This window comes from Haemophilus sp. oral taxon 036 (assembly GCF_002998595.1).
GTDB classification, from domain to species: Bacteria; Pseudomonadota; Gammaproteobacteria; order Enterobacterales; family Pasteurellaceae; genus Haemophilus; species Haemophilus haemolyticus_K.
Genome location: NZ_CP027235.1, coordinates 465,992 through 490,864, shown reverse-complemented (window position 1 = coordinate 490,864; position 24,873 = coordinate 465,992). Strand labels below are relative to the sequence as shown.

Genomic DNA, 24,873 nt, shown 5'->3' with positions numbered 1-24,873 from the left:
TTCTTTTTAAATACTGTCTTCTTTCTCTATGACTAATATACGCGCTTCGCCTTGTGGATGAGCTACATGTTCGGTACCGATACTCGCATAAAAAATATCACCCGTATGGAGCAATACGGCTTTCTCTTGGCCATTTTCTTTGTAGCGCATTTCGACCGTACCATCCATCACTGCAAAGACTTCTTCACCGTCATTGATATGCCATTTGTAAGGTTTATCTGTCCAGTGAAGACGCACGGAAATACCATTCATATTGGTAATATCAAGGGCTCCCCAGGCGCGTTCTGCCGTAAAGTGGTGACTTTGAATAACTTTATTCATGGATAAATTCCTTAGTGCGCTTCATCCCAATTTTGTCCAACACCCACTTCCACAATCAATGGAACGACTAATTCAGCAGCGGCTTCCATGTGTTGTTTAATTTGCTCACGGAAAAATTCTACTTTTTCTGACCGCACTTCAAACACTAATTCATCATGTACTTGCATAATCATTTCAATATCTGGATCGTGACGGATTACTTCATCAATTTTAATCATCGCTCGTTTAATAATATCTGCAGCCGTGCCTTGCATCGGTGCATTAATTGCTACACGTTCAGCCCCTTTACGACGCATTGCGTTGCTAGAATTAATATCAGGTAAATATAAACGGCGACCAAATAGCGTTTCCACATAGCCTTGTGCTTTCGCTTTTTCACGGATATCGGTCATAAATTGCTGTACGCCAGGGTAGCGTTGGAAATATAAATCCATGTATTTTTGTGCATCTGGACGGGAAATTCCCAGTTGACGTGAAAGTCCAAAGGCAGACATTCCATAAATTAAGCCGAAATTAATCGCTTTAGCATTGCGACGTTGCTCACTGGAGACTTCATCTAATGATACACCGAAAATTTCAGCAGCCGTGGATCGGTGAATATCCTTGCCCTGAGAGAAGGCGTTAATTAAACCTTGATCGCCCGAAAGATGCGCCATAATACGTAACTCGATTTGAGAATAGTCAGCGGCGACAATAGAATAACCTTCACGTGCGATAAATGCTTGTCGAATACGACGACCTTCTTCATTCCGAATTGGAATATTTTGTAGGTTTGGATCACTTGATGATAAACGCCCTGTTGCCGTGACTGCTTGATGGTAAGAAGTATGTACTCGGCCTGTTTGTGAATTGACCATTTGAGGCAGTTTATCCGTGTAAGTGGATTTGAGTTTGCTCAACCCACGATGTTCGACCAAAATTTTTGGTAATTCGTGGCTATAGGCTAATTCTTCCAATACTTCTTCATTCGTTGATGGCGCACCTTTTGGCGTTTTTTGTAAAACAGGTAGTCCAAGTTTATCGAACAAAATTTCTTGTAATTGTTTGGTGGAGGCCAAATTAAATGGCTGACCTGCTAATGCGTAAGCTTGTTCCTCAAGTGCGGTTAATCTTGCAGCAATTTCGTTAGATTGTATAAAGAGGGCATCACTATCAATCAAAACGCCTGAGCGTTCCATACGAGAAAGCACATGAAGTAATGGTAATTCCATTGTTTTATATAATTCAACAAGTGTTGGTTCTTCTTGCAGTTTCAACCACAGCGCTTGCTGTAATTTCATTGTCACATCAGCATCTTCTGCCGCGTATTCTGTGGCTTGTTCTAATGGAATTTGATTAAACGTAAGCTGACCTTTCCCTTTTCCTGCAATGCTTTCAAATGCGATAGTCTCATGCCCTAAATAACGTTTAGCTAAATCGTCCATATTATGACGACCCGTACTATTTAGCGTATAAGAAAGCAACATCGTATCAAATTCAACACCTTGTAATTCAATGCCATGACGGGCAAAAATACTTTCATCAAATTTAATATTTTGTCCAATTTTGTGAATGTCAGGATTTTCTAAAATTGGTTTGATAGCCGCAAGTGCGGTCGATTTTTCGAGTGTTTTTGGTGCATCCAAATAATCTAATTGCAATGGTAAATAAGCTGCTTCGCCATTTTCAAGACCAAAAGAGATACCTACTAAATTTGCAGACATATAATCAAGACTGTCTGTTTCAGTATCGACTGCAATGAGTTTTGCTGCATTGAGTTTTTCAATCCAGCGCGTTAAATCTGTTTGAGTGAGCAAGGTTTCATATTTTGTACGATCGATTTGAATTTTAGGCGCGTTCTCCACCGCACTATTTCCCACCGAATTTTGAGCTGGTGATGTCGCCTGATACTGGTTCATTTTCACTGGTTGTTCACCGGTTTGGGTTATGGAGTCTGCGCCATTTATCACTTCATTAAGCCAGCGTTTAAATTCGTAGCGAGCAAAATATTCAATAAGTTGATCGTTTTTGCTTTCTCCAAGCAACAATTCATCTGTTGTCACGTTAAGTTCAACATCTGTTTTGATGGTTGCTAATGTATAAGAAAGATCGGCATTAGTTTTTTCTGCCAATAATTTTTCACCTAGTTTTTTCGCCCCACGAATTGGCAATTCTGCTACTTTCTCAAGATTGGCATAAATTTCAGCCATACTTCCGATACCTTGCAGTAAACCAAGAGCGGTTTTTTCGCCAACGCCAGCAACGCCCGGAATATTATCTGCACTATCGCCCATGAGTGCTAGATAATCAATAATGAGTTCAGGTGGAATACCGTATTTTTCAATCACGCCCTCGCGATCCAATAAGCTATTATTCATGGTGTTGATGAGCATAATATTGTCATCAACTAACTGTGCCATATCTTTATCGCCAGTACTAATGAGCACTTTTTTACCCAAACGCGATGCTTGTAGTGCGAGAGTGCCGATCACATCATCAGCTTCAACCCCTTCCACCACTAAAAGCGGAATCCCCAGTGCACGAATCATATCGTGCAAAGGCTGAATTTGTTTGCGTAAATCATCAGGCATTGGTGGACGGTGAGATTTATATTGTTCAAACATTTCATCACGAAATGTTTTCCCTTTTGCATCAAAAACAACAGCTATATGAGTGGGCTGCACTTGTGAGATGAGGCTTTTTAACATATTTAAAACGCCATACATCGCACCTGTTGGCTCACCTGCGGCATTAGTTAAAGGAGGAAAGGCATGAAATGCACGATATAAATAAGAAGAACCATCCACTAGCACAAGCGGATTTGTTGCAATTTGGGCCATAAAAATCTCGTTTTAAACTGAAAAATGCGGGCATTATAGCGTAATTTATGGTGATGAGCGAACGGCGGATTCAATGTAAAATTTGTGACGAACGTTTTTTGCTATGGCATAATATCAACCACTCAAATATTTAATTTAAGGAAATCAAATGTCGTTAAAATTGGTCGAAATTTTAGTTTTGGGTCAGGTCTTGCGTTTAAACGTGCCCGTTGAACAAGAAGAATTACTGCGCCAAGCTGCGCGTAATTTAGATATATTGGTTTCCGAAATGAAAGAAAAGACAGGCCTTATTCAGCTTGATCGTGTGCTTTCGATTGTGGCTCTCAATTTGAGTTTTGAATTAACACAAGAAAAGAATAAAACACTACAAATAGAAGATGTGTTGAGAACGAAAATCCAGCAATTGGATCATTCTTTAGGAAGTGTTCGAGTATTAAAAGAATAAAATCAGTGATTAATTGTGGCTGAAAATTTAATGATTTTCAGCCGTTTTTTATAGCGTTAGACACGCTTGTATAGTCCATTTTCATTCAAAATTAAATCTTGCAATTCAAGATCGAGCAACTGAACAAGTAAAACATCGACACTCAAGTTAAATTCTTCAGCTAAATCATCAATGCTCACAGGCGTGTAACCGATACGCGAGTAAAGTTTCGGGTGACTTGGTGCTTCTACTAATCGGCGAGGATCGGGTGGTGGCGTGTAATTAGGCACTGCGATCTGGTCAAAATCGATTTCAGTTTGGCTATGGATCGAATGTTGGTAGAGGGTTTCCAAAATATCCTTTGCATTTTCCACCAACATTGCGCCTTGTTTAATGAGACGATTACAACCTTGGCTAAATTCACTTTGAATATTGCCTGGCACAGCAAAAACCTCTCGGTTTTGTTCCAATGCATACCGAGCGGTAATCAGAGAGCCGCTTTTTTCCGTGGCTTCAACCACTAATGTCCCAACCGAAAGCCCGCTAATAATCCTATTACGACGAGGGAAGTTTATCGCAATTGGTGCTTGGTTTGGTAAAAACTCAGAAACTAATGTACCGTTGTTTTGCAAAATGAGTTCTGAAAGTTTTCGATGCTTTACGGGATAAATTTGTTCTAATCCGCTTCCTAAAACTGCAATGGTTTGTCCTTGAATATCAACAACTGCTTGATGGCAATGCCCATCTATTCCCAACGCAAGTCCACTGGTAATCGTAAAGCCAGCCAATGAAAGTTCCGTAGCAAAATATTTAGCCCAATATTCACCATAAGCTGTGCAGTAGCGACTTCCCACCATAGCAATTTGACGTTGTGAAAGTGCGGTTAAATTTCCTTTTACAAATAGCAGAGGAGGAAAGCTCGCTATCTGTTTCAATAGAAAGGGGTAAAAAGGGGAAAAATAATTCACCAAATGATTTCCCTCTTTTTGTGACCACTCTAGCGCTGGCTCAATAAATTTTGTTTCAGGCTTGAACCAACGACGAATTTGAATGGCTCCCCATCCCATTTGTCGAAAAGCAACATCATCATAATTGAGCAACTCATCTAGCGTAATATTGGATAAAATTTTATCAATGCCCACTCCGCCAAGTTTAGGGACTTGCATTAGGCGGAGTAGCGTGTAAGTAATATCGTGCATGCTTTTTCCTTTTTGATTTGAAAATTTAGTATGGAAAAAACGAGTGAAAGAAACGATTAACTTGAAAGCATTTTGCGATATAGATCGCAAAAATTCTTTTTGATGAGTAAAAAATTGCAAAATTTTTCTTATTTTGAAAATGTAGAAAATTCAATAATAAAAATTTGCCGATTATAATCTACTTGGTTGAATATTCTTTTTATTTTGAATTTATTAGTTAAATGTATATTTTGTTTTGTGTTGAGATGATTGTTTTTGATATAAAACGCTAAAAAATAGTTTGACAGCCAGTTTTTTATTCGTAATATGAAAAGTGTTTTACACAGAAGGATTTTTATTTATGTCTCGTATTGTTTCTTTATCTCTCAACCTGCTGCTCTCACATTTTGTGTGCGGCTAAGTTGTGGATGAAAAACATCAGATGTAAATACCCAATTTTAAACCCGCACTTTATAAGCTGCGGGTTTTTTGTCTAAAAAATACAGGAAAATGCGCCGCACTTTCGGAGTGATTTAAGAAGGATATAAATTATGATAGATCGCGTTATTATTTTTGATACGACTTTGCGTGATGGGGAACAGGCATTAAAAGCAAGTTTGACGGTAAAAGAGAAATTACAGATTGCTTTAGCACTTGAACGTTTAGGCGTGGATGTAATGGAAGTGGGGTTCCCCGTTTCTTCTCAAGGAGATTTTGAGTCTGTTCAAACCATTGCGCGTCATATCAAAAATTCTCGTGTTGCCGCGTTATCTCGAGCTGTAGATAAAGACATTGATGCTGCATACGAAGCATTGAAAGTCTCTGAAGCATTCCGTATTCATACTTTTATTGCAAGTTCAGCATTGCACGTTGAAGCGAAATTAAAACGTTCTTTTGATGATGTGGTAGAAATGGCTGTTGCAGCAGTGAAACGCGCACGTAATTATACGGATGATGTTGAGTTCTCTTGCGAAGATGCCGGCCGTACAGGTATTGATAATATCTGTCGTATTGTTGAAGCAGCAATCAATGCGGGTGCAACTACAGTAAATATTCCCGATACAGTAGGTTTTTGTTTACCAAATGAATACGGCAACATTATTGCTCAAGTGCGCAACCGCGTGCCGAATATCGACAAAGCTGTGATTTCTGTTCATTGCCATAATGACTTAGGTATGGCAACCGCTAATTCTTTAACTGCAGTACAAAATGGTGCGCGTCAAATTGAATGTACTATCAACGGTATCGGCGAGCGAGCAGGCAATACCGCCTTGGAAGAAGTGGTGATGGCAATGAAAGTTCGCCAAGAATTTATGGGTGTGGATACACGCATCAACACGCAAGAAATTCATCGTGTGAGTCAAATGGTTAGCCAGCTTTGCAATATGCCGATTCAGCCGAATAAAGCCATTGTGGGTTCAAATGCTTTTGCGCACTCTTCTGGCATCCATCAAGATGGTATGTTGAAAAACAAAAATACCTACGAAATTATGTCTCCAGAAACGATCGGTTTAAAAAAAGAAAAATTGAATTTAACTGCACGTTCTGGTCGTGCGGCTGTGAAAGGCCATATGACGGATATGGGCTATAATGAACAAGATTATGATTTGGATAAATTGTATGATGCGTTCTTAAAATTAGCGGATAAAAAAGGTCAGGTATTTGATTATGACTTAGAAGCCTTGGCGTTTATTGATATGCAACAAGGCGATGAGGATCGTTTGATATTAGATAAACTTTCTGCTCATTCAACGAAAGAATATCCTGCAACAGCCTTTGTTCAATTGAAGTTGGATGGCGAAAAATTAAGTACGTCTTCAATTGGCGGCAATGGCCCAGTGGATGCGGTTTACAACGCCATCTTAAATTTAACTGGCTTAGAAATCAAAATGTCTCACTATAACTTAACCGCTAAAGGCGAGGGGGCAGAAGCATTAGGGCAAGTGGATATTGTCGTTGAACACGAAGGGCGTAAATTCCATGGTGTTGGTTTAGCAACAGACATCGTTGAATCTTCTGCACTTGCTTTAGTCCACGCGATCAATGCGATTTATCGAGCGCATAAAGTCGCCGATATTAAAAGCCACAAACATCATTAACCCAATTCCCCTCTTTATAAAAGAGGGGAGAAAATGTGAAAAAAATTAACCGCACTTTAGTGTGACTGAAATAGGAAAAATAATATGCAATCATACAACATCGCTGTTCTACCGGGAGACGGTATTGGTCCAGAAGTGATGGCTGAAGCCATTAAAGTATTAAATAAAGTTCAAGAAAAATTCGGTTTTAAACTTAACTTCAATGAATTTTATGTAGGTGGTGCTGCAATTGATCATTGTGGTTGCCCATTACCTGCAGAAACCTTAAAAGGTTGTGATGAAGCGGATGCGATTTTGTTTGGTTCTGTAGGGGGGCCAAAATGGACAAATTTACCACCGGATCAACAACCGGAACGTGGTGCGTTATTGCCATTGCGTAAACACTTCAAATTATTCTGTAACCTTCGCCCGGCAACCCTTTATAAAGGCTTAGAAAAATTCTGCCCATTACGTGCGGATATTGCGGCGAAAGGATTTGATATGGTGGTAGTGCGTGAATTAACGGGCGGGATTTATTTCGGTCAGCCTAAAGGCCGTGAAGGCGAAGGTGCACAAACCAAAGCATTCGATACCGAAGTTTATTACAAATATGAAATTGAACGCATTGCACGTGCGGCTTTTGAGGCAGCGATGAAACGCAATAAAAAAGTCACTTCTGTGGATAAAGCGAACGTATTGCAGTCTTCTATTTTATGGCGTGAAACCGTGACAGAAATGGCAAAAAACTACCCTGAAGTCACTTTAGAACACATTTATATCGACAATGCCACAATGCAATTAATCAAAGCACCAGAATCTTTTGATGTTTTACTTTGCTCTAATATTTTCGGCGACATTATTTCTGACGAAGCGGCAATGATCACGGGTTCTATGGGGATGTTGCCATCCGCTAGCTTAAACGAAGAAGGTTTCGGCCTATATGAACCGGCTGGCGGTTCCGCCCCAGATATCGCAGGCAAAGGCATTGCTAATCCAATCGCACAAATTCTTTCTGCGGCAATGATGCTGCGTTACAGCTTCAACTTAAACGAAGCCGCAGATGCCATTGAAAATGCGGTACAAAAAGTCTTAGCAAAAGGTCACCGTACTGGTGATTTAGCCGATGATTCTGCTCCTGTTTCAACGGCGGAAATGGGTACATTGATTGCTGAAGCAATCTAATAAAAAACAATGAAAGTGCGGTTCAAAAATACCTCGGATTTTAACCGTACTTACCCTAACAAAAGCCTCTAACGAATTGAGAAATATTATGGCAAAAACTCTTTACGAAAAATTATTTGATTCGCACATTGTGTATGAAGCAGAGGGCGAAACGCCGATTTTGTATATTAACCGTCATTTGATCCATGAAGTGACTAGTCCACAAGCCTTTGATGGTTTGCGTGTTGCGGGGCGCCAAGTGCGCCAAGTGAATAAAACTTTTGGCACAATGGATCACAGCATTTCTACTCAAGTACGTGATGTGAACAAACTTGAAGGACAAGCGAAAATCCAAGTGTTAGAACTTGATAAAAATACCAAAGCGACGGGTATCAAATTATTTGATATGACAACAAAAGAGCAGGGAATCGTACATGTGATGGGGCCTGAACAAGGCTTAACCTTACCAGGCATGACGATCGTTTGTGGCGATTCACACACCGCAACACACGGCGCATTTGGTGCTTTGGCATTTGGTATCGGCACCTCCGAAGTAGAACACGTATTAGCCACACAAACCTTAAAACAAGCTCGCGCAAAAAGCATGAAAATTGAAGTTCGCGGCAAAGTGGCACCGGGCATTACCGCCAAAGACATTATTCTTGCCATTATCGGTAAAACCACTATGGCGGGCGGCACAGGCCATGTAGTGGAATTCTGCGGCGAGGCTATTCGAGATCTTTCTATGGAAGGCAGAATGACGGTGTGCAACATGGCGATTGAAATGGGCGCGAAAGCCGGCTTAATCGCACCAGATGAAACCACTTTCGAATACTTAAAAGGTCGTCCACATGCACCGAAAGGTAAAGATTGGGATGATGCTGTCGCTTATTGGAAAACCTTAAAATCTGATGACGATGCAAAATTTGATACGGTGGTAACATTAGAAGCAAAAAACATTGCACCACAAGTAACTTGGGGTACCAACCCGGGGCAGGTGATCTCTGTGAATGAAACCGTACCAAATCCGCAAGAAATGGCAGATCCTGTACAGCGTGCTTCGGCAGAAAAAGCCTTACATTATATTGGCTTAGAAGCTGGCACTAATTTAAAAGAAGTTAAAGTTGATCAAGTATTTATCGGATCTTGCACCAACTCGCGCATTGAAGATTTACGCGCAGCAGCGGCAGTGATGAAAGGTCGTAAAAAAGCCGACAATGTAAAACGGATTTTAGTGGTACCAGGTTCCGGTTTAGTGAAAGAACAAGCGGAAAAAGAAGGCTTGGATAAAATCTTTATTGAAGCAGGTGCTGAATGGCGTAATCCAGGTTGTTCAATGTGCTTAGGAATGAACGATGACCGTTTAGGCGAATGGGAACGTTGTGCTTCTACTTCAAACCGTAACTTTGAAGGTCGCCAAGGCCGTAATGGTCGTACTCACTTGGTGAGCCCTGCGATGGCAGCGGCTGCGGGAATGTTCGGTAAATTCGTTGATATTCGTGACGTAACATTAAACTAAGGAGCAGAAAATGGCAGGATTTAAACAACTTTCAGGCCTAGTAGTGCCATTGGATGCGGCAAACGTGGATACGGATGCGATTATTCCAAAACAATTTTTACAAGCCATTACGCGCGTAGGTTTCGGTAAACACTTATTCCATGAATGGCGTTATTTGGATGTAGAAGGCACTAAACCAAATCCAGATTTTGTGTTGAATTATCCACAATATCAAGGCGCGACCATTTTATTAGCACGTAAAAACCTTGGCTGTGGTTCATCTCGTGAACATGCGCCTTGGGCATTAGCCGATTACGGTTTCAAAGTGATGATCGCACCAAGTTTTGCAGATATTTTCTATAACAACAGCTTGAACAATCATATGTTACCGATCCGTTTAAGCGAAGAAGAAGTAGAAGAAATCTTCCAGTGGGTGTGGGCAAATGAAGGCAATCAGCTCCATGTTGATTTAGAAGCCATGACCGTGACAGTCGGCGACAAAGTTTATACCTTTGAACTGGATGAATTCCGCCGTCATTGTTTGTTAAACGGCTTGGATAATATCGGTTTAACCCTTCAGCATGAAGACAAAATCTCAGAATACGAGAAAAACATCCCAGCGTTCTTGCGCTAAAAAAGATGAAAGTGCGGTGATTTTTCACCGTACTTTTTGATCTAATCTAAGGTTTTAATGATTCCATTATCGACTGAAAACATTTTTCTGTTTTCGACTTGCATCTCTTTTAATTGTTCTTGAGTAATGGCTGTGACAAACACTTGTGAGCCACTTTGTTGTAATCGTTCTGCCAACAGTGCTCGCTTATATTGATCCAATTCCGATGCAAAATCATCGATCAAAAAAATACAATGGCGTTGCTTTTCTTTCATTAAATGCTCGCCTTGAGCCAGTCTCAATGCGCACATTAAAAGTTTAAGCTGTCCGCGAGAAAGTACATCTTCCACTGGCAATCCCTGTGCTTTGAAACGAAAATCAGCTTTTTGAGGTCCAGAAAATGTGTAATTTAAGGCACGATCTCGTTCAAAATTTTGCTCAAGAACCTCAGCGTAATCCGTATTTTTTTCCCATCCTTGATGAAAGCTGACATTAATTTCTAATTCAGGGAGGAAAAGTTGGCAAGTTTGCTCGATTTTAGGGCGTAGTGCTTCTGCATATTCGGCACGCCATTGACTCACTTGATGAGCGAGTTTGGCAAGCTCGACATCCCAAACTTTAATAGCGGAGTAGGGCTGATTTTGTGCAAGCGCTGCATTTCTTTGTTTGAGTAATCGATTAAGATTGCTCCAAGCAGTATAAAAACTTGTTTGATGGTGAAAAAGTCCCCAATCCAAAAATGCCCGACGATAACTTGGACCACCATTCAGTAAGGTTAAGCCCTCTGGGGTGATTAATTGCATTGGCAAAAGATGAGCAAGATCGGAAATTTTATTGCCATCTTCACCGTTAATTTTTACTAACGTGTTGCCTTGACGAAGTTTTTGTAACCCCACTGACCATTGATGTTGGCTTTCTTGGATTTGTCCAAATAAGGTAAAGTGAGGTTCGTCGTAAGAAATGATGCGATTTGTTACCGCACTCTTGAATGAGCGTCCGTGACCAAGATAAAAAATTGCTTCTAATAGGCTCGTTTTCCCGCTGCCATTGTTACCGACCAAAAAGTTAAAGCCGGGATCAAAATTCAGATCCACGGCTGTTAAGTTACGAAATTTTTCGACCAATAAACGCGAAATCGCCATATTATAAACGCATTGGCATAATTACATATTCGCTACTGCTGTCTTCGCAGTTTTCGATTAAGCAACTAGAAGAGGCATCAGTTAGACGCATGCGAACTTGATTGCATTTAAGTGCATTTAGTACATCAAGAATATAGGTGACATTAAATCCCACTTCTAATTCTTCGCCATTGTAATTAACATCAACGATTTCTTCCGCTTCTTCATGCTCGGTGTTAGAGGCGGTAATTTTTAGTTGGTTTTCGCTTAAATTTAAACGCACGCTACGCACGCGCTCATTCGATAAGATTGATGCGCGAACAAAGGCTTGTTTAAGAATTTCCCAGCTGCCTTCGACAATTTTCGTTGCATTACGAGGCAACACTCGGCGATAGTCAGGGAAACGACCATCAATTAATTTTGATGTACATACAATATTTTTTAAATGGATACGTAAATTGTTGGTACCGATTTGTAAACGTGCCGGCTCATCACTTGTTTCTAATAAACGAACCAGTTCTAACACGCCTTTACGCGGTAAAATCACAGAATGATTTTGTAATTCTTGTTCAAGCGAGATGGTGCACACTGCAAGTCTATGGCCATCTGTTGCCACTGTACGCAATAAATTGCCTTCTGTTTCAAACTTCATACCATTCAAGAAATAGCGCGCATCTTGGTTTGCCATAGAAAATTGAGTGGCTTCAATTAAACGGCGCAAGGTATTTTGCGGTAGTTCAAAATCTACTTCAGACTGCCAATCCGTGAGGTTGGGATATTCTTCGGCAGGTTGGGTTGTTAGCGTAAAACGGCTACGTCCAGACTGCACTAATGCACGGTCTTCTTCAAAAGTAACCGTGATTTCTGAATCATCAGATAAAGTGCGGCAAATATCTAAGAATTTTTTTGCTGGAATCGTAAAGGTGCCATTCTCAGAAGACGATGAAAGCTGAGTTTGACTAGAGAGTTCAACTTCCAAATCTGTGCCTGTGATAGTCAGACGATTGTCTTCAATTTGCAACAACACGTTGTTTAATACAGGAATGTTTGGACGATTACTCAATACGCCACATACTTGTTGCAACGGTTTTAATAAATTTTCTCTTGAAATACTAAATTGCATTGCGTTCTCCTTTTTATGCGGACAAAGTGCGGATCAAATTCGCCCAATCTTCTTGAATACTATTGTCTTGTTCGCGGAATTTTGGTACTTCGCGGCAAGCGTTTAATACGGTCGTGTGATCACGGTCAAAGGCGCGACCGATTTCTGGCAAACTGCGGTTTGTTAATTCTTTTGCTAATGCCATTGCAATTTGGCGTGGACGAGTCACTGAGCGCGCACGACTTTTTGATTTTAAATCTGAAACCTTAATTCGATAATATTCAGCCACTACCTTTTGAATGTTTTCAATAGTAACTAAGCGTTCTTGAAGAGCCAAAATATCTTTTAAGGTGTCACGCACGAAATCAATATCAATGTCGCCACCTTTGAAGTCTTGCATTGCTTTCACGCGATTTAACGCACCCTCAAGTTCACGCACGTTGGTACGCAAGCGTTGAGCAATGAAGAAAGCGACTTCTTCTGGCAAGTTCATATTATGTTCTTCCGCCTTTTTCAATAAAATCGCTACACGCGTTTCAAGATCGGGCGGCTCAATGGCTGTTGTTAAGCCCCAGCCAAAACGTGATTTTAAACGTTCTTCAATTTTTTCAATTTCTTTAGGATAACGATCTGATGTTAAGATAATTTGGCGACCAGTTTCAAATAAGTTATTGAATATATGGAAGAATTCTTCTTGAGTTTTTTCTTTTTCAGCGAAAAATTGAATGTCATCTACTAAAAGTGCATCGAGAGAACGATAGAATTTTTTGAACTGATCCATTTTATTATCACGCACTGCTTTTACCATATGTTGCATAAAGTTATTTGCGTGAATATAAAGCACACGCGCATTCGGTTTATTGGCTAAAATGCCGTTGCCAATCGCGTGTAACAAGTGGGTTTTACCTAAACCTGTACCACCATATAAAAAGAAAGGATTGGCCGAAGGTTCGCCTGGTGCTTGAGCAAGTTTTTGACCGACTGCGCGTGCGAGTTGGTTCGATTTACCTTCAACAAAGTTATCAAATAAGTGTTTAGTGTTTAGATGAGATTCAAATTTTACTGAAGCAGTAGATTCAGCTTGAAAATCTACCGCACTTTCTGTTTTAGGATTGCCACTTGGTACGCTTTCTACTACTTTAGGTGCAGGCTTGATCCCTTCTTTTAAAGAAATACGCAGTTCAGGATTTTGTGCAAGTGTTTGACAAATTTGCTGGATTTGTGCGAGATAATGAGTTTCCACCCAACCTTTCACAAACATATTAGAAGCATATAAAACAATGTGGTTATCCGCCACCACATCAGCCTGTAAAGGACGAAGCCAAGTGCTAAGATCGCTGGCTGAAACTTGATCTTGAAGTTGTAACAGGCAACTTTGCCAAAGATTTGAGAGATTCACAAAAGGATCCTTGTTGTTTTTTTAATAGAGAAAAGTGCGGTAAAAATTGGCGGAGATTTTACAATAAATGCGTGGAAAGATCTTCTAAAAAATCGGCTTGAGATTTATACAAAAATCCGTATAATCCTCCCGATTTTGGAAGTCCGAGAGTTTTTCCCGAAAAATTTCCGTTTCTTATTTGACGAACGCGTATTTTATGATTAAAATTGCGCTCTATTTTTATTAACTCATAATCTGGATTTAGGTAGATTACAATGAAACGTACATTTCAACCTTCTGTATTAAAACGTAGTCGTACTCACGGTTTCCGTGCTCGTATGGCAACTAAAAATGGCCGTCAAGTTTTAGCGCGTCGTCGTGCTAAAGGTCGTAAAAGTTTATCTGCATAATCACCGTTCTTAGTGGTTAAGCTGAACTTTTCAAGGGAGTTACGTTTGTTAACTCCCATTCAATTCAAAAATGTCTTCGAACAACCGTTCAGAGCTAGCACTCCAGAAATAACCATCCTTGCCAGAAAAAATAATCTTGAGCATCCTCGCTTAGGTTTGACTGTCGCTAAAAAACACTTAAAACGAGCTCATGATCGTAATCGTATTAAACGCTTAGTACGAGAAAGTTTTCGTTTATCGCAACATCGTTTACCCGCATGTGATTTTGTTTTTGTTGCAAAAGGTGGTATTGGTAATCTTGATAATAGCTCTTTTGTGCAAATCTTAGAAAAATTATGGCAACGACACATTCGTTTGGTGCAAAAATCTTAATTGGATTTATTCGTTTCTATCAATTTGTTATTAGTCCTCTTATCGGACCGCGTTGTCGGTTTGTGCCTACTTGTTCTTGCTATGGCATTGAAGCGTTAAAAACACATGGATTGTTAAAAGGTAGTTGGCTTACTCTAAAACGTGTATTAAAATGTCACCCCTTGAACGCTGGTGGATTCGATCCTGTTCCACCTAAAATCAATAATAACGATGAGAAAAAATAATGGACTCAAGACGTAGCCTATTAGTGTTAGCGCTAATTTTTATTTCTTTCCTTGTTTATCAGCAATGGCAGTTGGATAAAAATCCACAGGTGCCAACTGAGCAAACAACTTCAATGACTGCCAATTCTGATGTTCCGGCAAGTTCTCCTTCTTCTAATTCACAAGTTGTAGCAGATTCTCAAACTCATGGCCGTATTATTACCCTTGAAAACGATGTATTCCGTTTGAAAGTTGATACTTTAGGTGGTGATGTAATTAGTTCTGAATTATTAAAATATGATGCAGAATTGGATTCAAAAACACCGTTTGAGTTATTAAAAGACACCAAAGAACATGTGTATATTGCACAAAGTGGTTTAATTGGTAAGAACGGTATCGATACTCGTTCTGGTCGTGCGCAATATCAAATTGAAGGCGATAATTTTAAATTAGCAGATGGTCAAGCGTCTCTTTCAGTTCCTCTTCTTTTTGAAAAAGATGGTGTGACTTATCAAAAAATATTTGTATTAAAACGCGGTAGCTATGATTTAGGCGTAGATTACAAGATTGATAACCAAAGTGGTCAAGCTATTGAAGTGGAACCTTATGGTCAATTAAAACATTCTATTGTTGAAAGCTCTGGTAATGTCGCAATGCCAACTTACACTGGTGGCGCATATTCTTCTTCAGAAACTAACTATAAAAAATATAGTTTTGGCGATATGAAGGATAATAATCTTTCTATTGATACTAAAGCTGGTTGGGTTGCAGTATTACAGCATTATTTCGTATCTGCCTGGATCCCTAATCAAGATGTAAATAATCAGCTTTACACAATTACAGATACTAAAAATAATGTCGCTTCAATCGGTTATCGTGGCCCAGTTGTCACTATTCCTGCTGGTGGTCAAGAGACGATTACAAGTTCATTATGGACTGGCCCTAAACTTCAAAATCAAATGGCTACTGTGGCAAATCACTTAGATTTAACAGTTGATTATGGTTGGGCTTGGTTTATTGCTAAACCGTTATTCTGGTTATTAACCTTTATTCAAGGGATTGTGTCTAACTGGGGTTTAGCGATTATCTGTGTAACAATCGTGGTGAAAGCAATTTTGTATCCACTTACGAAAGCACAATATACTTCAATGGCTAAAATGCGTATGTTGCAACCTAAAATGCAAGAAATGCGTGAACGTTTCGGTGATGATCGCCAACGTATGAGCCAAGAAATGATGAAACTTTATAAAGAAGAAAAAGTAAATCCACTTGGTGGTTGTTTGCCAATTCTTCTTCAAATGCCAATCTTCATCGCATTGTATTGGACGTTTATGGAAGCAGTTGAATTACGTCACGCTCCGTTCTTTGGTTGGATTCAAGATTTATCAGCACAAGATCCTTATTATATTTTCCCTATTTTAATGGGTATCTCAATGTTCTTGTTGCAAAAAATGTCGCCAACACCAGTGGCTGATCCAATGCAGCAAAAAGTGATGAACTTTATGCCATTAGTCTTTATGTTCTTCTTTTTATGGTTCCCTGCTGGTTTAGTGTTGTACTGGTTAGTTTCTAACTTAATTACAATTGCACAACAGCAATTAATTTATCGAGGGTTAGAGAAAAAAGGGTTACATTCCCGTAAGAAATAGTCACTAACTGGCAAAAAGAAAGGCACGAATAGTGCCTTTCTTTATTATTTGATCTTAATATATTCCGCATTTTGTAGAGATAGAGTTTTTTTAGTAGAAACAGGGATAAGGGTTATCCCTCTAAATTAAAAGTGCGGCTAGATTTTAAAGAGTTTTTTATGAAAGAAACAATCGTTGCTCAAGCTACTGCGCCAGGTCGTGGTGGTATTGGGATTTTAAGAGTCTCTGGGCCTTTAGCAACAGAAGTTGCACAAGCGGTGTTGGGAAAATGTCCTAAGCCAAGAATGGCTGATTATCTCCCTTTTAAGGATGCTGATGGCACTGTTTTAGATCAAGGGATTGCCCTTTACTTCAAATCACCAAATTCATTTACTGGTGAGGATGTATTGGAATTGCAAGGTCACGGTGGGCAGGTTGTATTAGATTTATTACTCAAACGTATTTTACAAATTGATGGAATCCGTTTGGCCAGACCAGGTGAGTTTTCTGAACAAGCTTTTTTGAATGATAAATTGGATCTTGCTCAAGCGGAAGCCATTGCGGATTTAATTGATGCAACATCAGAACAAGCCGCACGCTCAGCATTAAAATCTTTACAAGGTGAATTTTCAAAGAAAGTAAATGAATTAGTTGATTCTGTTATTTACTTACGCACCTATGTAGAAGCAAGCATTGATTTTCCTGATGAAGAAATTGATTTCTTGGCGGATGGAAAAATTGAAGCAAACTTACGCGGTATTATTAATCAGTTAGAAGATGTTCGCTCAGAAGCCAAACAAGGTTCTATTTTACGTGAAGGCATGAAAGTGGTGATTGCCGGTCGCCCAAATGCAGGCAAATCTAGCTTGCTTAATGCGCTTGCTGGTCGCGAAGCGGCTATCGTTACAGATATTGCGGGTACAACGCGTGATGTACTGCGTGAGCATATTCATATCGACGGTATGCCATTGCATATTATTGATACAGCGGGTCTTCGAGATGCAACCGATGAAGTCGAGCGCATTGGCATTTCTCGCGCATGGACGGAGATTGAACAAGCCGATCGTATTATTTTGATGTTAGATAGTAGCGATCCTGAAAGTGCAGATTTAAGTAAAGTTCGGTCAGAATTTTTAGCAAAATTACCCACAACGTTGCCTGTCACTATTGTTCGAAACAAAATTGATTTAAATGGCGAACAAGCAAATAAAAGCGAAGAAGACGGGTATCAAATGATTAGTCTTTCTGCTCAAACACATGATGGTGTACAACTTTTACGTGATCATTTGAAACAAGCAATGGGTTTCCAAACAGGCATGGAAGGCGGCTTTTTAGCTCGTCGTCGTCATTTAGATGCCCTTGAGAAAGCCGCAGAGCATTTACAAATCGGTTTGGTTCAACTTACAGAATTTCACGCGGGAGAACTTTTAGCGGAAGAATTACGCTTAGTACAAACTCACTTGAGTGAAATTACAGGTGAATTCACATCAGATGACTTGCTAGGTAATATTTTTAGTTCTTTCTGTATTGGAAAATAGCAAGAGTAGAGTGCGGTCATTTTCTTGGGCAAAAATTTAGATCAAAAGCGGAGATTTTGGGTGGCATAGTGCTGATTGGAATTGGCATTAGCTTGCTTTATGAGCACGGTGTTTTCACTTTTTAAGATGCTAATTTTCTACGTTTAGATTATAATCGGGGAAAATTTTATATTTATAACAAGGGTTATAGAATGTTAATTGAAAAAATGCACAATTTATCAAATTCAAAGGCTGCTAAGTTTATTCTGGCTTTGATCACGTTATCGTTTTTAGTCGGCGGTATGTCTGGCTATCTTTTTAGTTCAAATGATACTTACGCTGCAAAAGTTAATGGTGAAGTGATTTCGCAACAAGATTTTTTAAATCGCTATAACCAAGAATTTGAGGCTCGTGCACAACGCGAAGGCGAAGCATTTATGGCTCAGTCAGATTCTCCTGAATTTGTTACCGCACTTCGTCAAAGCACCATTAATCGAATGATTGATCAAGAATTGCTCCGTCAATATGCGAAAGAATTAAAATTAGGCGTCAGTGATGAAATGATTAAACGAGCAATCGTGACGGATCCTAATTTTCAAGTTAATGGAAAATTTGATAACGGTGTTTATCAACAAGTATTACAACAAAATCGTTTAACGTCAGATGGTTATGCAGCTATTTTGCGTGGCGCATTAACCCTTGAACAAATGCAAAGTGGTGTTGCTAACAGTGAGTTTATCGTGCCTGCTCAAGCAAAAAATACCGCAGAAGTTTTCTTTCAAAAGCGTTCAGTTCGTTTAGCAACATTATCTCTTGCTGATGAAATGGCAAAGCAAGCGGTATCTGATGATGAAATTAAAGCTTATTACGAGGCTAATCAAAAATCTTTTGTTCAGCCAGAGCAAGTGAAGGTTCAATATATTGATCTCTCTGGTAGCCAAATCGAAAAAGGTATCGAAGTTAAAGATGTAGAAATTGCGCAATATTATCAAGATAATAAAGCTCAATTTATGACTCAGCGTTTAGCACATATTCAATTTGCAAATGATCAAGATGCTAAGGTGGCTTACGATGAATTACAAAAAGGTGCAAATTTCGCTGATGTAGCTAAAGCTAAATCTTTAGATAAAGTTTCTGGTGAGAATGGTGGTGATTTAGGTTGGGTAAATGCGAATGAATTACCAAAAGCCTTTGAAGATGCTGCAGCTGCATTGCAGGTAGGTCAATATAGCCAACCAATCAATGTGGATGGCAATTACCATATTGTTTTAGTGCAAGAGCGTAAAGCTCAAACTTTAGATGAAGTGAAAGCACAGGTTGCAGATTTAGTTCGTAAATCCTTGTTAGAAAATCGTTATTACGCAATTGAAAAGCAAGTTCGTGATAAGGCTTTTGAGGATAGTAAATCGTTGAATAGTGCGGCACAAGTTGCAGGTGTTAAAGTTCAAGAAAGCGGTTATTTTTCTCGTCAAAATGTACCTGCAGAATTAAATTTCCCTAATGTAGTTTCTGCGGTTTTTGAATCTGATATTGCCAATGGAGGCGCTAATTCAGAGCCTTTGAATGTTGGCGATTATCACGCTATTGTAGTGCGTGTGTTAGAGCACAAACCTGAAGGTGTGAGAACATTGGAAGATGCGAAAGCAGATATTGAAATGTTCTTAAAACGCCAGAAGTCTGAAAATGTTCTTAACGAAAAAGCACAACAAGTGGTGAAAGCATTAAGCGAAAATGCTGAATCGAAAGTGGATGGAATTAATTTCTCAAGTGAGCAGAGTTTTACTTTAAGTGAAAATAAAGATCCAATTTTAACAAATGATGTATTTTCAATTGCTAAACCAACATCAGGTAAAACGGTTTACCAAGTTGCTCATAATGAGAAAGGCGATGTAGTTATTATTGCTTTAAATAAAGTAGAAGACGGCGTGCTTAACGATAAAGAATTAAGCCAATTTAGTGCCCAATTATTACGTACAAGTCAGGCTGAAGTTCAAGCGCAATTAATGCAAGGATTGCGTGAGAGAGCAAAAATTGAAGTCAATGACTCTTTCATTAATCAAGATGATGAAGCACAGCAATAATTGATTAAATTGCAATCTCAGATAAATTTTGATAAAAAGTGCGGTAAATTCACCGCACTTTTTTATAGGGAGCAAACAATGGCAGAGGAAACAATTTTTAGCAAAATTATCCGTAAAGAAATTCCTGCAAATATCGTCTATCAAGATGAATTAGTCACTGCGTTTCGTGATATTTCACCGCAAGCTAAAACACATATTTTGATCATTCCAAATAAAGTAATCCCAACAGTGAATGACGTGACGGAGCAAGATGAACTAACGCTAGGTCGATTATTTAGTGTAGCGGCTAAACTCGCTAAAGAAGAAGGTATTGCGGAAGACGGTTACCGCCTAATTGTGAATTGTAATAAACATGGTGGACAAGAAGTATTCCATTTACATATGCATTTAGTCGGTGGTGAACCTTTAGGTAGAATGTTAGCGAAATAATGAAAAAATATTTTCTAATTTTGGCGAGCCTTGTGCTCGCTGCTTGTTCAAGTTCAGTAGAAAACTTAACTTATTCAACGAAGCCGATTTTGAATATCACATCTAATCTTTCACCTTTAATTCAAGTTGAAACGAGTCAAAAATCAGCGGTTATAAAAAATAAAAGTCAGCAACTTTTGAATATAAGTTACTACTTGTATTGGTACGATCATTTAGGGGTAACCCAAACTTGGGAAAATCAGCAAGAAAGCTATTCCGCTCAATTTTTACTAAAACCACAAGAAGAGAAATCGATTGATTTAATTAAACCTACTGTAGAAAGTAAAAATTACCGACTTTATTTAAAATAATTTATGAGCACGTTGTTAATTGATTTAAAAGGAAAAGAGTTGGAACAAGAGGAAGTTGAGTTACTTTCTCACCCTCTTGTTGCGGGATTGATTTTATTTACTCGAAATTTTGAAGATAGAGAACAAATTCAAGAATTGATTCGTTCTGTTCGTCAACGAGTGAAAAAGCCTTTATTGATTACGGTGGATCAAGAAGGCGGACGAGTTCAACGTTTCCGCGATGGATTCACAATGTTACCTTCAATGCAGGCTTTTCAAGAAACATTGTCAGCAACTGAACAAGTGAGTTTTGCTAAAGAAGCAGGTTGGCAAATGGCGGTAGAAATGATCGCTTTGGATATTGACTTGAGTTTTGCGCCAGTGTTGGATTTGGGACACGAATGTCGAGCGATTGGTGATCGTAGTTTTTCATCTGATGTAAAAAGTGCGGTAAATTTAGCAACCGCTTTTATTGATGGTATGCATCAAGCAGGTATGGCCTCTACAGGTAAACACTTCCCTGGTCATGGTCATGTATTAGCTGATTCTCATTTAGAGACACCTTATGATGATCGTACAAAAGATGAAATTTTTAGTTACGATCTTCAACCTTTCCAACAGTTGATTTCACAAAATAAACTCGATGCCATTATGCCTGCGCATGTCATTTATAGACAATGTGATAGTCAACCAGCAAGTGGTTCAAAATATTGGTTGAAAGAAATCTTACGAAAACAACTAAATTTCCAAGGCGCAATTTTTTCCGATGATCTCGGTATGAAAGGTGCTGGCGTAATGGGTGATTTTGTAGAGCGTAGCAAAAAAGCACTCAATGCAGGTTGTGATCTTTTATTACTGTGCAATGAACGTGAAGGTGTCATTCAAGTATTAGATAATCTAAAACTTACTGAAAATGAACCGCCCTTTATGGCTCGTCAAGCTCGTTTACAAAGTTTGTTTAAACGCGGAGTGATTAATTGGAATGACTTGGTTTTAGATCAACGTTGGAAACTGAATCATCGAAGTCTCGCAGATATTCAAAGCCGTTGGCTAGATATTCAGGCTGCAAGAAAATGATTGATTGTCGATACTATCAACAAAATGAATGTCGTTCTTGTCAATGGCTTGAAATACCTTATAGTCAGCAGCTGACTGAAAAACAACATCATTTAAAGCAGCAACTGATTTCTATTAATTGCGATGGACCTCAATGGTTGGCTCCTTTTCAATCTAATGAACAAGGCTTTCGTAATAAAGCTAAAATGGTTGTTAGTGGCAGTGTTGAACGCCCGATACTTGGCATTTTAAAAAATCCTAATGATCCACAAAGCTCGATTGATTTGTGTGATTGTCCCCTTTATCCAACTCATTTTTCATTGATTTTTCCTGTTCTTAAGGATTTTATTGGCCGTGCTGGTTTAGTACCTTATAACATTGCTAAACAAAAAGGCGAGCTTAAATATATTCTGCTCACAGAAAGTATCGCGATGGGAAAATTAATGTTGCGCTTTGTGTTGCGCACAGAACATAAATTGCCATTAATTCGTCGAGAATTACCAAAATTATTGGCAAAATTACCGCACTTAGAAGTGGTTAGCATTAATTTACAGCCACAGCACGCGGCCATTTTAGAAGGTGAACAAGAAATTTTTCTGACAGAACAACAATTTTTGCCTGAAAATTTCAATGATATTCCGCTCTTTATTCGCCCACAAGGTTTCTTTCAAACTAACCCTAAAGTGGCGGCGGGATTATATGCTACAGCCCAGAAATGGGTGAGTGAATTACCAATCTATAAAGTCTGGGATTTATTTTGTGGCGTGGGAGGATTTGGCTTACATTGCGCTAAAGCTTTACAGGAAAAATGGGGAAAACGTATTGAGTTGACTGGAATTGAAATTTCCTCATCCGCTATTTTTGCTGCGAGTCATTCCGCTAAAATATTGGGTTTAGAACATGTAGATTTCCAGTCACTAGACGCCGCAAGTGTAATGAAAAATCAGAATGAGAATAAGCCAGATCTTGTGATTGTAAATCCACCACGTCGTGGAATTGGAAAGGAATTAAGTGAATTTCTTAACGAAATGCAATCGGACTTTATTTTATATTCTAGTTGTAATTCTGTAACAATGGGTAAGGATTTACAGTATCTCACTTTTTATAAACCATTGAAAATTCAACTCTTTGATATGTTTCCACAAACATCTCATTATGAAGTATTAGTTTTACTACAAAGAAAAAAGAAGAGTTAAAGAAATATAAAAAGGTTGGGGATTTGAAAGAAGGGTGGTGGAACTAAGCAGAATTGGTCTTAACAGCAAGTGGCTTACTGCACGCATCCCTGCGGGATTTCTACCTAGCCCACCATAGATTAGAAAATGCATCTTGGTGTTCTAGCTTTTGCGGCATAAAACTATGCAATAAGGTTATAAACCTTTAAAAGCCACTATATCAGGAGACCAATCCTGTCTTCCCACTATATTCGTAAGAAGTTGAATAATGATAGAATCCTTTATATTAATTGTCAATTAATGTTTTGAATATTATTTCTAATTAAACAAAAACCATCCAAATTGATTTTGGATGGTTTCATTATTGAATAATTTATGATGAAAAATTATCTTGCTCCATATACAACAATGGTTTTTCCATGGGCATGAATAAGATTTTGATCCTCTAACATCTTAATAATACGTCCTACAGTTTCTCGTGAACAACCAACCATTTGTCCAATTTCTTGACGTGTAATTTTGATTTGCATTCCATCAGGATGTGTCATTGCTTCAGGCTGTTTAGCTAAGTTCATTAGAGTTTGAGCAATACGACCTGCCACATCTAAGAATGCTAAATTACTCACTTGGCGTGAAGTATTTTGTAAACGTCTTGCCAATTGTGCGGTTAAAAACATTAAGATTTCTGGGTTAGCTTGAATTAATTGACGATATTTTTTATAGGAAATTTCAGCAATTTCACATGTTGTTTTTGTTTTAACCCATGCTGAACGTTTTGAGCCTTCATCAAATAGCCCTGCTTCTCCAAAGAATTGTCCGGCTCCTAGATAAGTTAGGATCATTTCTTTTCCTTCATCATCTTTTGCAGAGACCATTACAGTACCTTTAATCACATAATAAAGTGTAGTTGCATCCTCTCCCGCATGAATTAGCGTAGATTTTGCTGGATATTTGTGTAAGTGGCAATGCGTAAGAAACCAGTCTAAAATAGGATCTCGAGTCGTTGATTCTTCTTCCTGTGGTGGAACTGATGCTTCATCAATTTCGGTTAATTCATTTGACATTCGTGCTCCTTACATTCCTGTTTCAAAAATTCCGTTTTATTTTTGATGTCAATGGATTCATGCAATTCAGACCATACAATCACCGCAATTCCATTGCGAATTTGAGTCAGTAAAAGTTGTTTTTTTTGGTTGAGTGAAAGTTCTTCTATACCGTAATCGGTTCCTTCGCGTAAAATTACGCTTTCTACGATATTATCTAATGTTTCTGCTTCCAGTTCTTGCCAAGGAATAATCATATATTTACTCGGTAAAGTCAATTAGGCAAAAAGTGGCTCGATAAAACGCCATTGTTGTTCGAAAGACTGGCTTGCATTCAGACGGAAATTAGTACGAACATAGCGCATAAATTGTCCTTCACATAGTGTGACTAAATGCGAAGCAATTATGCGTTCATCCACATTAAAGCCGCGTCCTTCACGCAATTTTCGCATTTGTAAAATATTGACAAACTGCATTTCAAGACGATTAAAAAATTGTGCGACTCGAACTTGCAATTGCGCATCTTCAAACATTAATGCATGGCCCGTTAGAATTCGAGTTAACCCAGGATTTTTACGGGCAAAATCTAAGATCGTTTGTAAAATATCATGAATGCGATTCATTGTTTGGGTTTCGTTACGCATAGAAGCGGTAATACGGCTTAGTAGGGTATTTTCGATATGCTCGATTAAGGCTTCAAACATTTTTGTTTTGCTTGGAAAGTAACGATATAACGCAGCTTCAGATACCCCAACTTCTTTTGCTAGACGAGCCGTTGTCATACGTTCCATACCGCGTTCGGAATGAAGCATATGTATCAATACAGTAAGCACTTGTTGACGACGTTCTTTTACCGTTCTTTTTTCAATTTTTGGTGTTTCAATTTTAGGCGTAATTTCTTCCACGCCCGATAAAGATAATTGTTCTTCTACCATAA

The 24,873-nt window shown here is 38.8% G+C and carries 24 protein-coding genes; 15 read left to right on the top strand and 9 right to left on the bottom strand.

Going from position 1 to position 24,873, the window contains the following annotated elements:
- Nucleotides 1-6: 6 nt before the first annotated feature.
- Together C3V42_RS02360 and polA are read right to left on the bottom strand one after the other, a co-directional pair.
- Nucleotides 7-321, bottom strand: a complete 315-nt coding sequence (locus tag C3V42_RS02360) for a cupin domain-containing protein (RefSeq protein WP_106013516.1) — start codon at nucleotides 319-321, stop codon at nucleotides 7-9.
- An 11-nt stretch (nucleotides 322-332) separates the two neighbouring features.
- Nucleotides 333-3,140: a DNA polymerase I gene (polA, locus tag C3V42_RS02355; protein WP_106013515.1), complete on the bottom strand. Its 2,808-nt coding sequence runs from the start codon at nucleotides 3,138-3,140 to the stop codon at nucleotides 333-335.
- Between the two features lie 148 nt (nucleotides 3,141-3,288).
- Here polA and C3V42_RS02350 point away from each other — a divergent pair, with 148 nt between their 5' ends.
- Entirely contained in the window at nucleotides 3,289-3,585 is a 297-nt protein-coding gene (locus tag C3V42_RS02350) for a cell division protein ZapA (RefSeq protein WP_048954276.1), read from the top strand.
- Between the two features lie 56 nt (nucleotides 3,586-3,641).
- Here the strand turns inward: C3V42_RS02350 and dprA are convergent, their stop codons facing one another.
- A complete protein-coding gene (gene dprA / locus C3V42_RS02345) occupies nucleotides 3,642-4,763 on the bottom strand; it encodes a DNA-processing protein DprA (RefSeq protein ID WP_048954274.1) in 1,122 nt (373 codons plus the stop codon).
- 530 nt (nucleotides 4,764-5,293) lie between these two features.
- Between dprA and leuA the strand changes: the two genes are divergently transcribed.
- From leuA to leuD, 4 genes are all read left to right on the top strand, one after another.
- On the top strand, nucleotides 5,294-6,841 hold the full coding sequence (gene leuA, locus C3V42_RS02340; RefSeq protein WP_106013514.1) for a 2-isopropylmalate synthase: 1,548 nt from the start codon (nucleotides 5,294-5,296) through the stop codon (nucleotides 6,839-6,841).
- An 84-nt stretch (nucleotides 6,842-6,925) separates the two neighbouring features.
- Nucleotides 6,926-8,002, top strand: coding sequence for a 3-isopropylmalate dehydrogenase (gene leuB / locus C3V42_RS02335; RefSeq protein WP_106013513.1), 1,077 nt, complete (start codon nucleotides 6,926-6,928; stop codon nucleotides 8,000-8,002).
- Between the two features lie 88 nt (nucleotides 8,003-8,090).
- Nucleotides 8,091-9,500, top strand: coding sequence for a 3-isopropylmalate dehydratase large subunit (gene leuC / locus C3V42_RS02330; protein ID WP_048954269.1), 1,410 nt, complete (start codon nucleotides 8,091-8,093; stop codon nucleotides 9,498-9,500).
- 10 nt (nucleotides 9,501-9,510) lie between these two features.
- Nucleotides 9,511-10,113 carry a 3-isopropylmalate dehydratase small subunit gene (leuD, locus tag C3V42_RS02325; RefSeq protein WP_106013512.1) on the top strand — a complete coding sequence of 201 codons (603 nt, stop codon included), beginning with the start codon at nucleotides 9,511-9,513 and terminating at the stop codon, nucleotides 10,111-10,113.
- Nucleotides 10,114-10,154: 41 nt separating this feature from the next.
- Here the strand turns inward: leuD and recF are convergent, their stop codons facing one another.
- The 3 genes from recF to dnaA are packed head-to-tail and all read right to left on the bottom strand — an operon-like array spanning nucleotide 10,155 to nucleotide 13,714.
- Complete coding sequence (gene recF / locus C3V42_RS02320) at nucleotides 10,155-11,234, bottom strand: DNA replication/repair protein RecF (RefSeq protein ID WP_106013511.1); 1,080 nt, start codon at nucleotides 11,232-11,234, stop codon at nucleotides 10,155-10,157.
- Between the two features lies 1 nt (nucleotide 11,235).
- A complete protein-coding gene (gene dnaN, locus C3V42_RS02315; RefSeq protein ID WP_106013510.1) occupies nucleotides 11,236-12,336 on the bottom strand; it encodes a DNA polymerase III subunit beta in 1,101 nt (366 codons plus the stop codon).
- A gap of 13 nt (nucleotides 12,337-12,349) precedes the next feature.
- On the bottom strand, nucleotides 12,350-13,714 hold the full coding sequence (dnaA, locus tag C3V42_RS02310; protein WP_106013509.1) for a chromosomal replication initiator protein DnaA: 1,365 nt from the start codon (nucleotides 13,712-13,714) through the stop codon (nucleotides 12,350-12,352).
- A 254-nt stretch (nucleotides 13,715-13,968) separates the two neighbouring features.
- Here dnaA and rpmH point away from each other — a divergent pair, with 254 nt between their 5' ends.
- The 10 genes from rpmH to rlmC all read left to right on the top strand — a co-directional run bounded on the left by rpmH (nucleotide 13,969) and on the right by rlmC (nucleotide 22,914).
- Nucleotides 13,969-14,103 carry a 50S ribosomal protein L34 gene (gene rpmH, locus C3V42_RS02305; protein WP_005539760.1) on the top strand — a complete coding sequence of 45 codons (135 nt, stop codon included), beginning with the start codon at nucleotides 13,969-13,971 and terminating at the stop codon, nucleotides 14,101-14,103.
- A 12-nt stretch (nucleotides 14,104-14,115) separates the two neighbouring features.
- Complete coding sequence (rnpA, locus tag C3V42_RS02300) at nucleotides 14,116-14,475, top strand: ribonuclease P protein component (RefSeq protein ID WP_106013508.1); 360 nt, start codon at nucleotides 14,116-14,118, stop codon at nucleotides 14,473-14,475.
- On the top strand, nucleotides 14,439-14,699 hold the full coding sequence (yidD, locus tag C3V42_RS02295) for a membrane protein insertion efficiency factor YidD (RefSeq protein WP_106013507.1): 261 nt from the start codon (nucleotides 14,439-14,441) through the stop codon (nucleotides 14,697-14,699). The genes rnpA and yidD overlap by 37 nt, the downstream gene beginning before the upstream one ends.
- Nucleotides 14,699-16,327, top strand: a complete 1,629-nt coding sequence (gene yidC / locus C3V42_RS02290) for a membrane protein insertase YidC (protein ID WP_106013506.1) — start codon at nucleotides 14,699-14,701, stop codon at nucleotides 16,325-16,327. Before yidD ends, yidC begins: the two co-directional genes overlap by 1 nt.
- A gap of 158 nt (nucleotides 16,328-16,485) precedes the next feature.
- Nucleotides 16,486-17,844 carry a tRNA uridine-5-carboxymethylaminomethyl(34) synthesis GTPase MnmE gene (gene mnmE, locus C3V42_RS02285; RefSeq protein ID WP_106013505.1) on the top strand — a complete coding sequence of 453 codons (1,359 nt, stop codon included), beginning with the start codon at nucleotides 16,486-16,488 and terminating at the stop codon, nucleotides 17,842-17,844.
- A gap of 191 nt (nucleotides 17,845-18,035) precedes the next feature.
- Complete coding sequence (gene ppiD / locus C3V42_RS02280) at nucleotides 18,036-19,904, top strand: peptidylprolyl isomerase (protein WP_106013504.1); 1,869 nt, start codon at nucleotides 18,036-18,038, stop codon at nucleotides 19,902-19,904.
- A 78-nt stretch (nucleotides 19,905-19,982) separates the two neighbouring features.
- Nucleotides 19,983-20,333, top strand: coding sequence for a purine nucleoside phosphoramidase (hinT, locus tag C3V42_RS02275; RefSeq protein ID WP_065246130.1), 351 nt, complete (start codon nucleotides 19,983-19,985; stop codon nucleotides 20,331-20,333).
- Entirely contained in the window at nucleotides 20,333-20,683 is a 351-nt protein-coding gene (locus C3V42_RS02270) for a DUF1425 domain-containing protein (RefSeq protein ID WP_106013503.1), read from the top strand. The genes hinT and C3V42_RS02270 overlap by 1 nt, the downstream gene beginning before the upstream one ends.
- Nucleotides 20,684-20,686: 3 nt before the next feature.
- A complete protein-coding gene (gene nagZ / locus C3V42_RS02265; RefSeq protein ID WP_106013502.1) occupies nucleotides 20,687-21,739 on the top strand; it encodes a beta-N-acetylhexosaminidase in 1,053 nt (350 codons plus the stop codon).
- Complete coding sequence (gene rlmC / locus C3V42_RS02260) at nucleotides 21,736-22,914, top strand: 23S rRNA (uracil(747)-C(5))-methyltransferase RlmC (RefSeq protein WP_106013501.1); 1,179 nt, start codon at nucleotides 21,736-21,738, stop codon at nucleotides 22,912-22,914. The genes nagZ and rlmC overlap by 4 nt, the downstream gene beginning before the upstream one ends.
- Before the next feature lie 365 nt (nucleotides 22,915-23,279).
- Here the strand turns inward: rlmC and crp are convergent, their stop codons facing one another.
- Genes crp through slmA form a run of 3 tightly spaced genes read right to left on the bottom strand, consistent with a single transcriptional unit; the run spans nucleotide 23,280 to nucleotide 24,871 of the window.
- A complete protein-coding gene (gene crp, locus C3V42_RS02255; protein WP_048954245.1) occupies nucleotides 23,280-23,957 on the bottom strand; it encodes a cAMP-activated global transcriptional regulator CRP in 678 nt (225 codons plus the stop codon).
- The gene (locus C3V42_RS02250) at nucleotides 23,942-24,193 is read right to left on the bottom strand and encodes a YheU family protein (protein WP_005631427.1); all 252 of its coding nucleotides are present in this window, start codon (nucleotides 24,191-24,193) and stop codon (nucleotides 23,942-23,944) included. The genes crp and C3V42_RS02250 overlap by 16 nt, the downstream gene beginning before the upstream one ends.
- A gap of 21 nt (nucleotides 24,194-24,214) precedes the next feature.
- Nucleotides 24,215-24,871, bottom strand: a complete 657-nt coding sequence (slmA, locus tag C3V42_RS02245) for a nucleoid occlusion factor SlmA (protein ID WP_048954244.1) — start codon at nucleotides 24,869-24,871, stop codon at nucleotides 24,215-24,217.
- Nucleotides 24,872-24,873 lie beyond the last annotated feature (2 nt).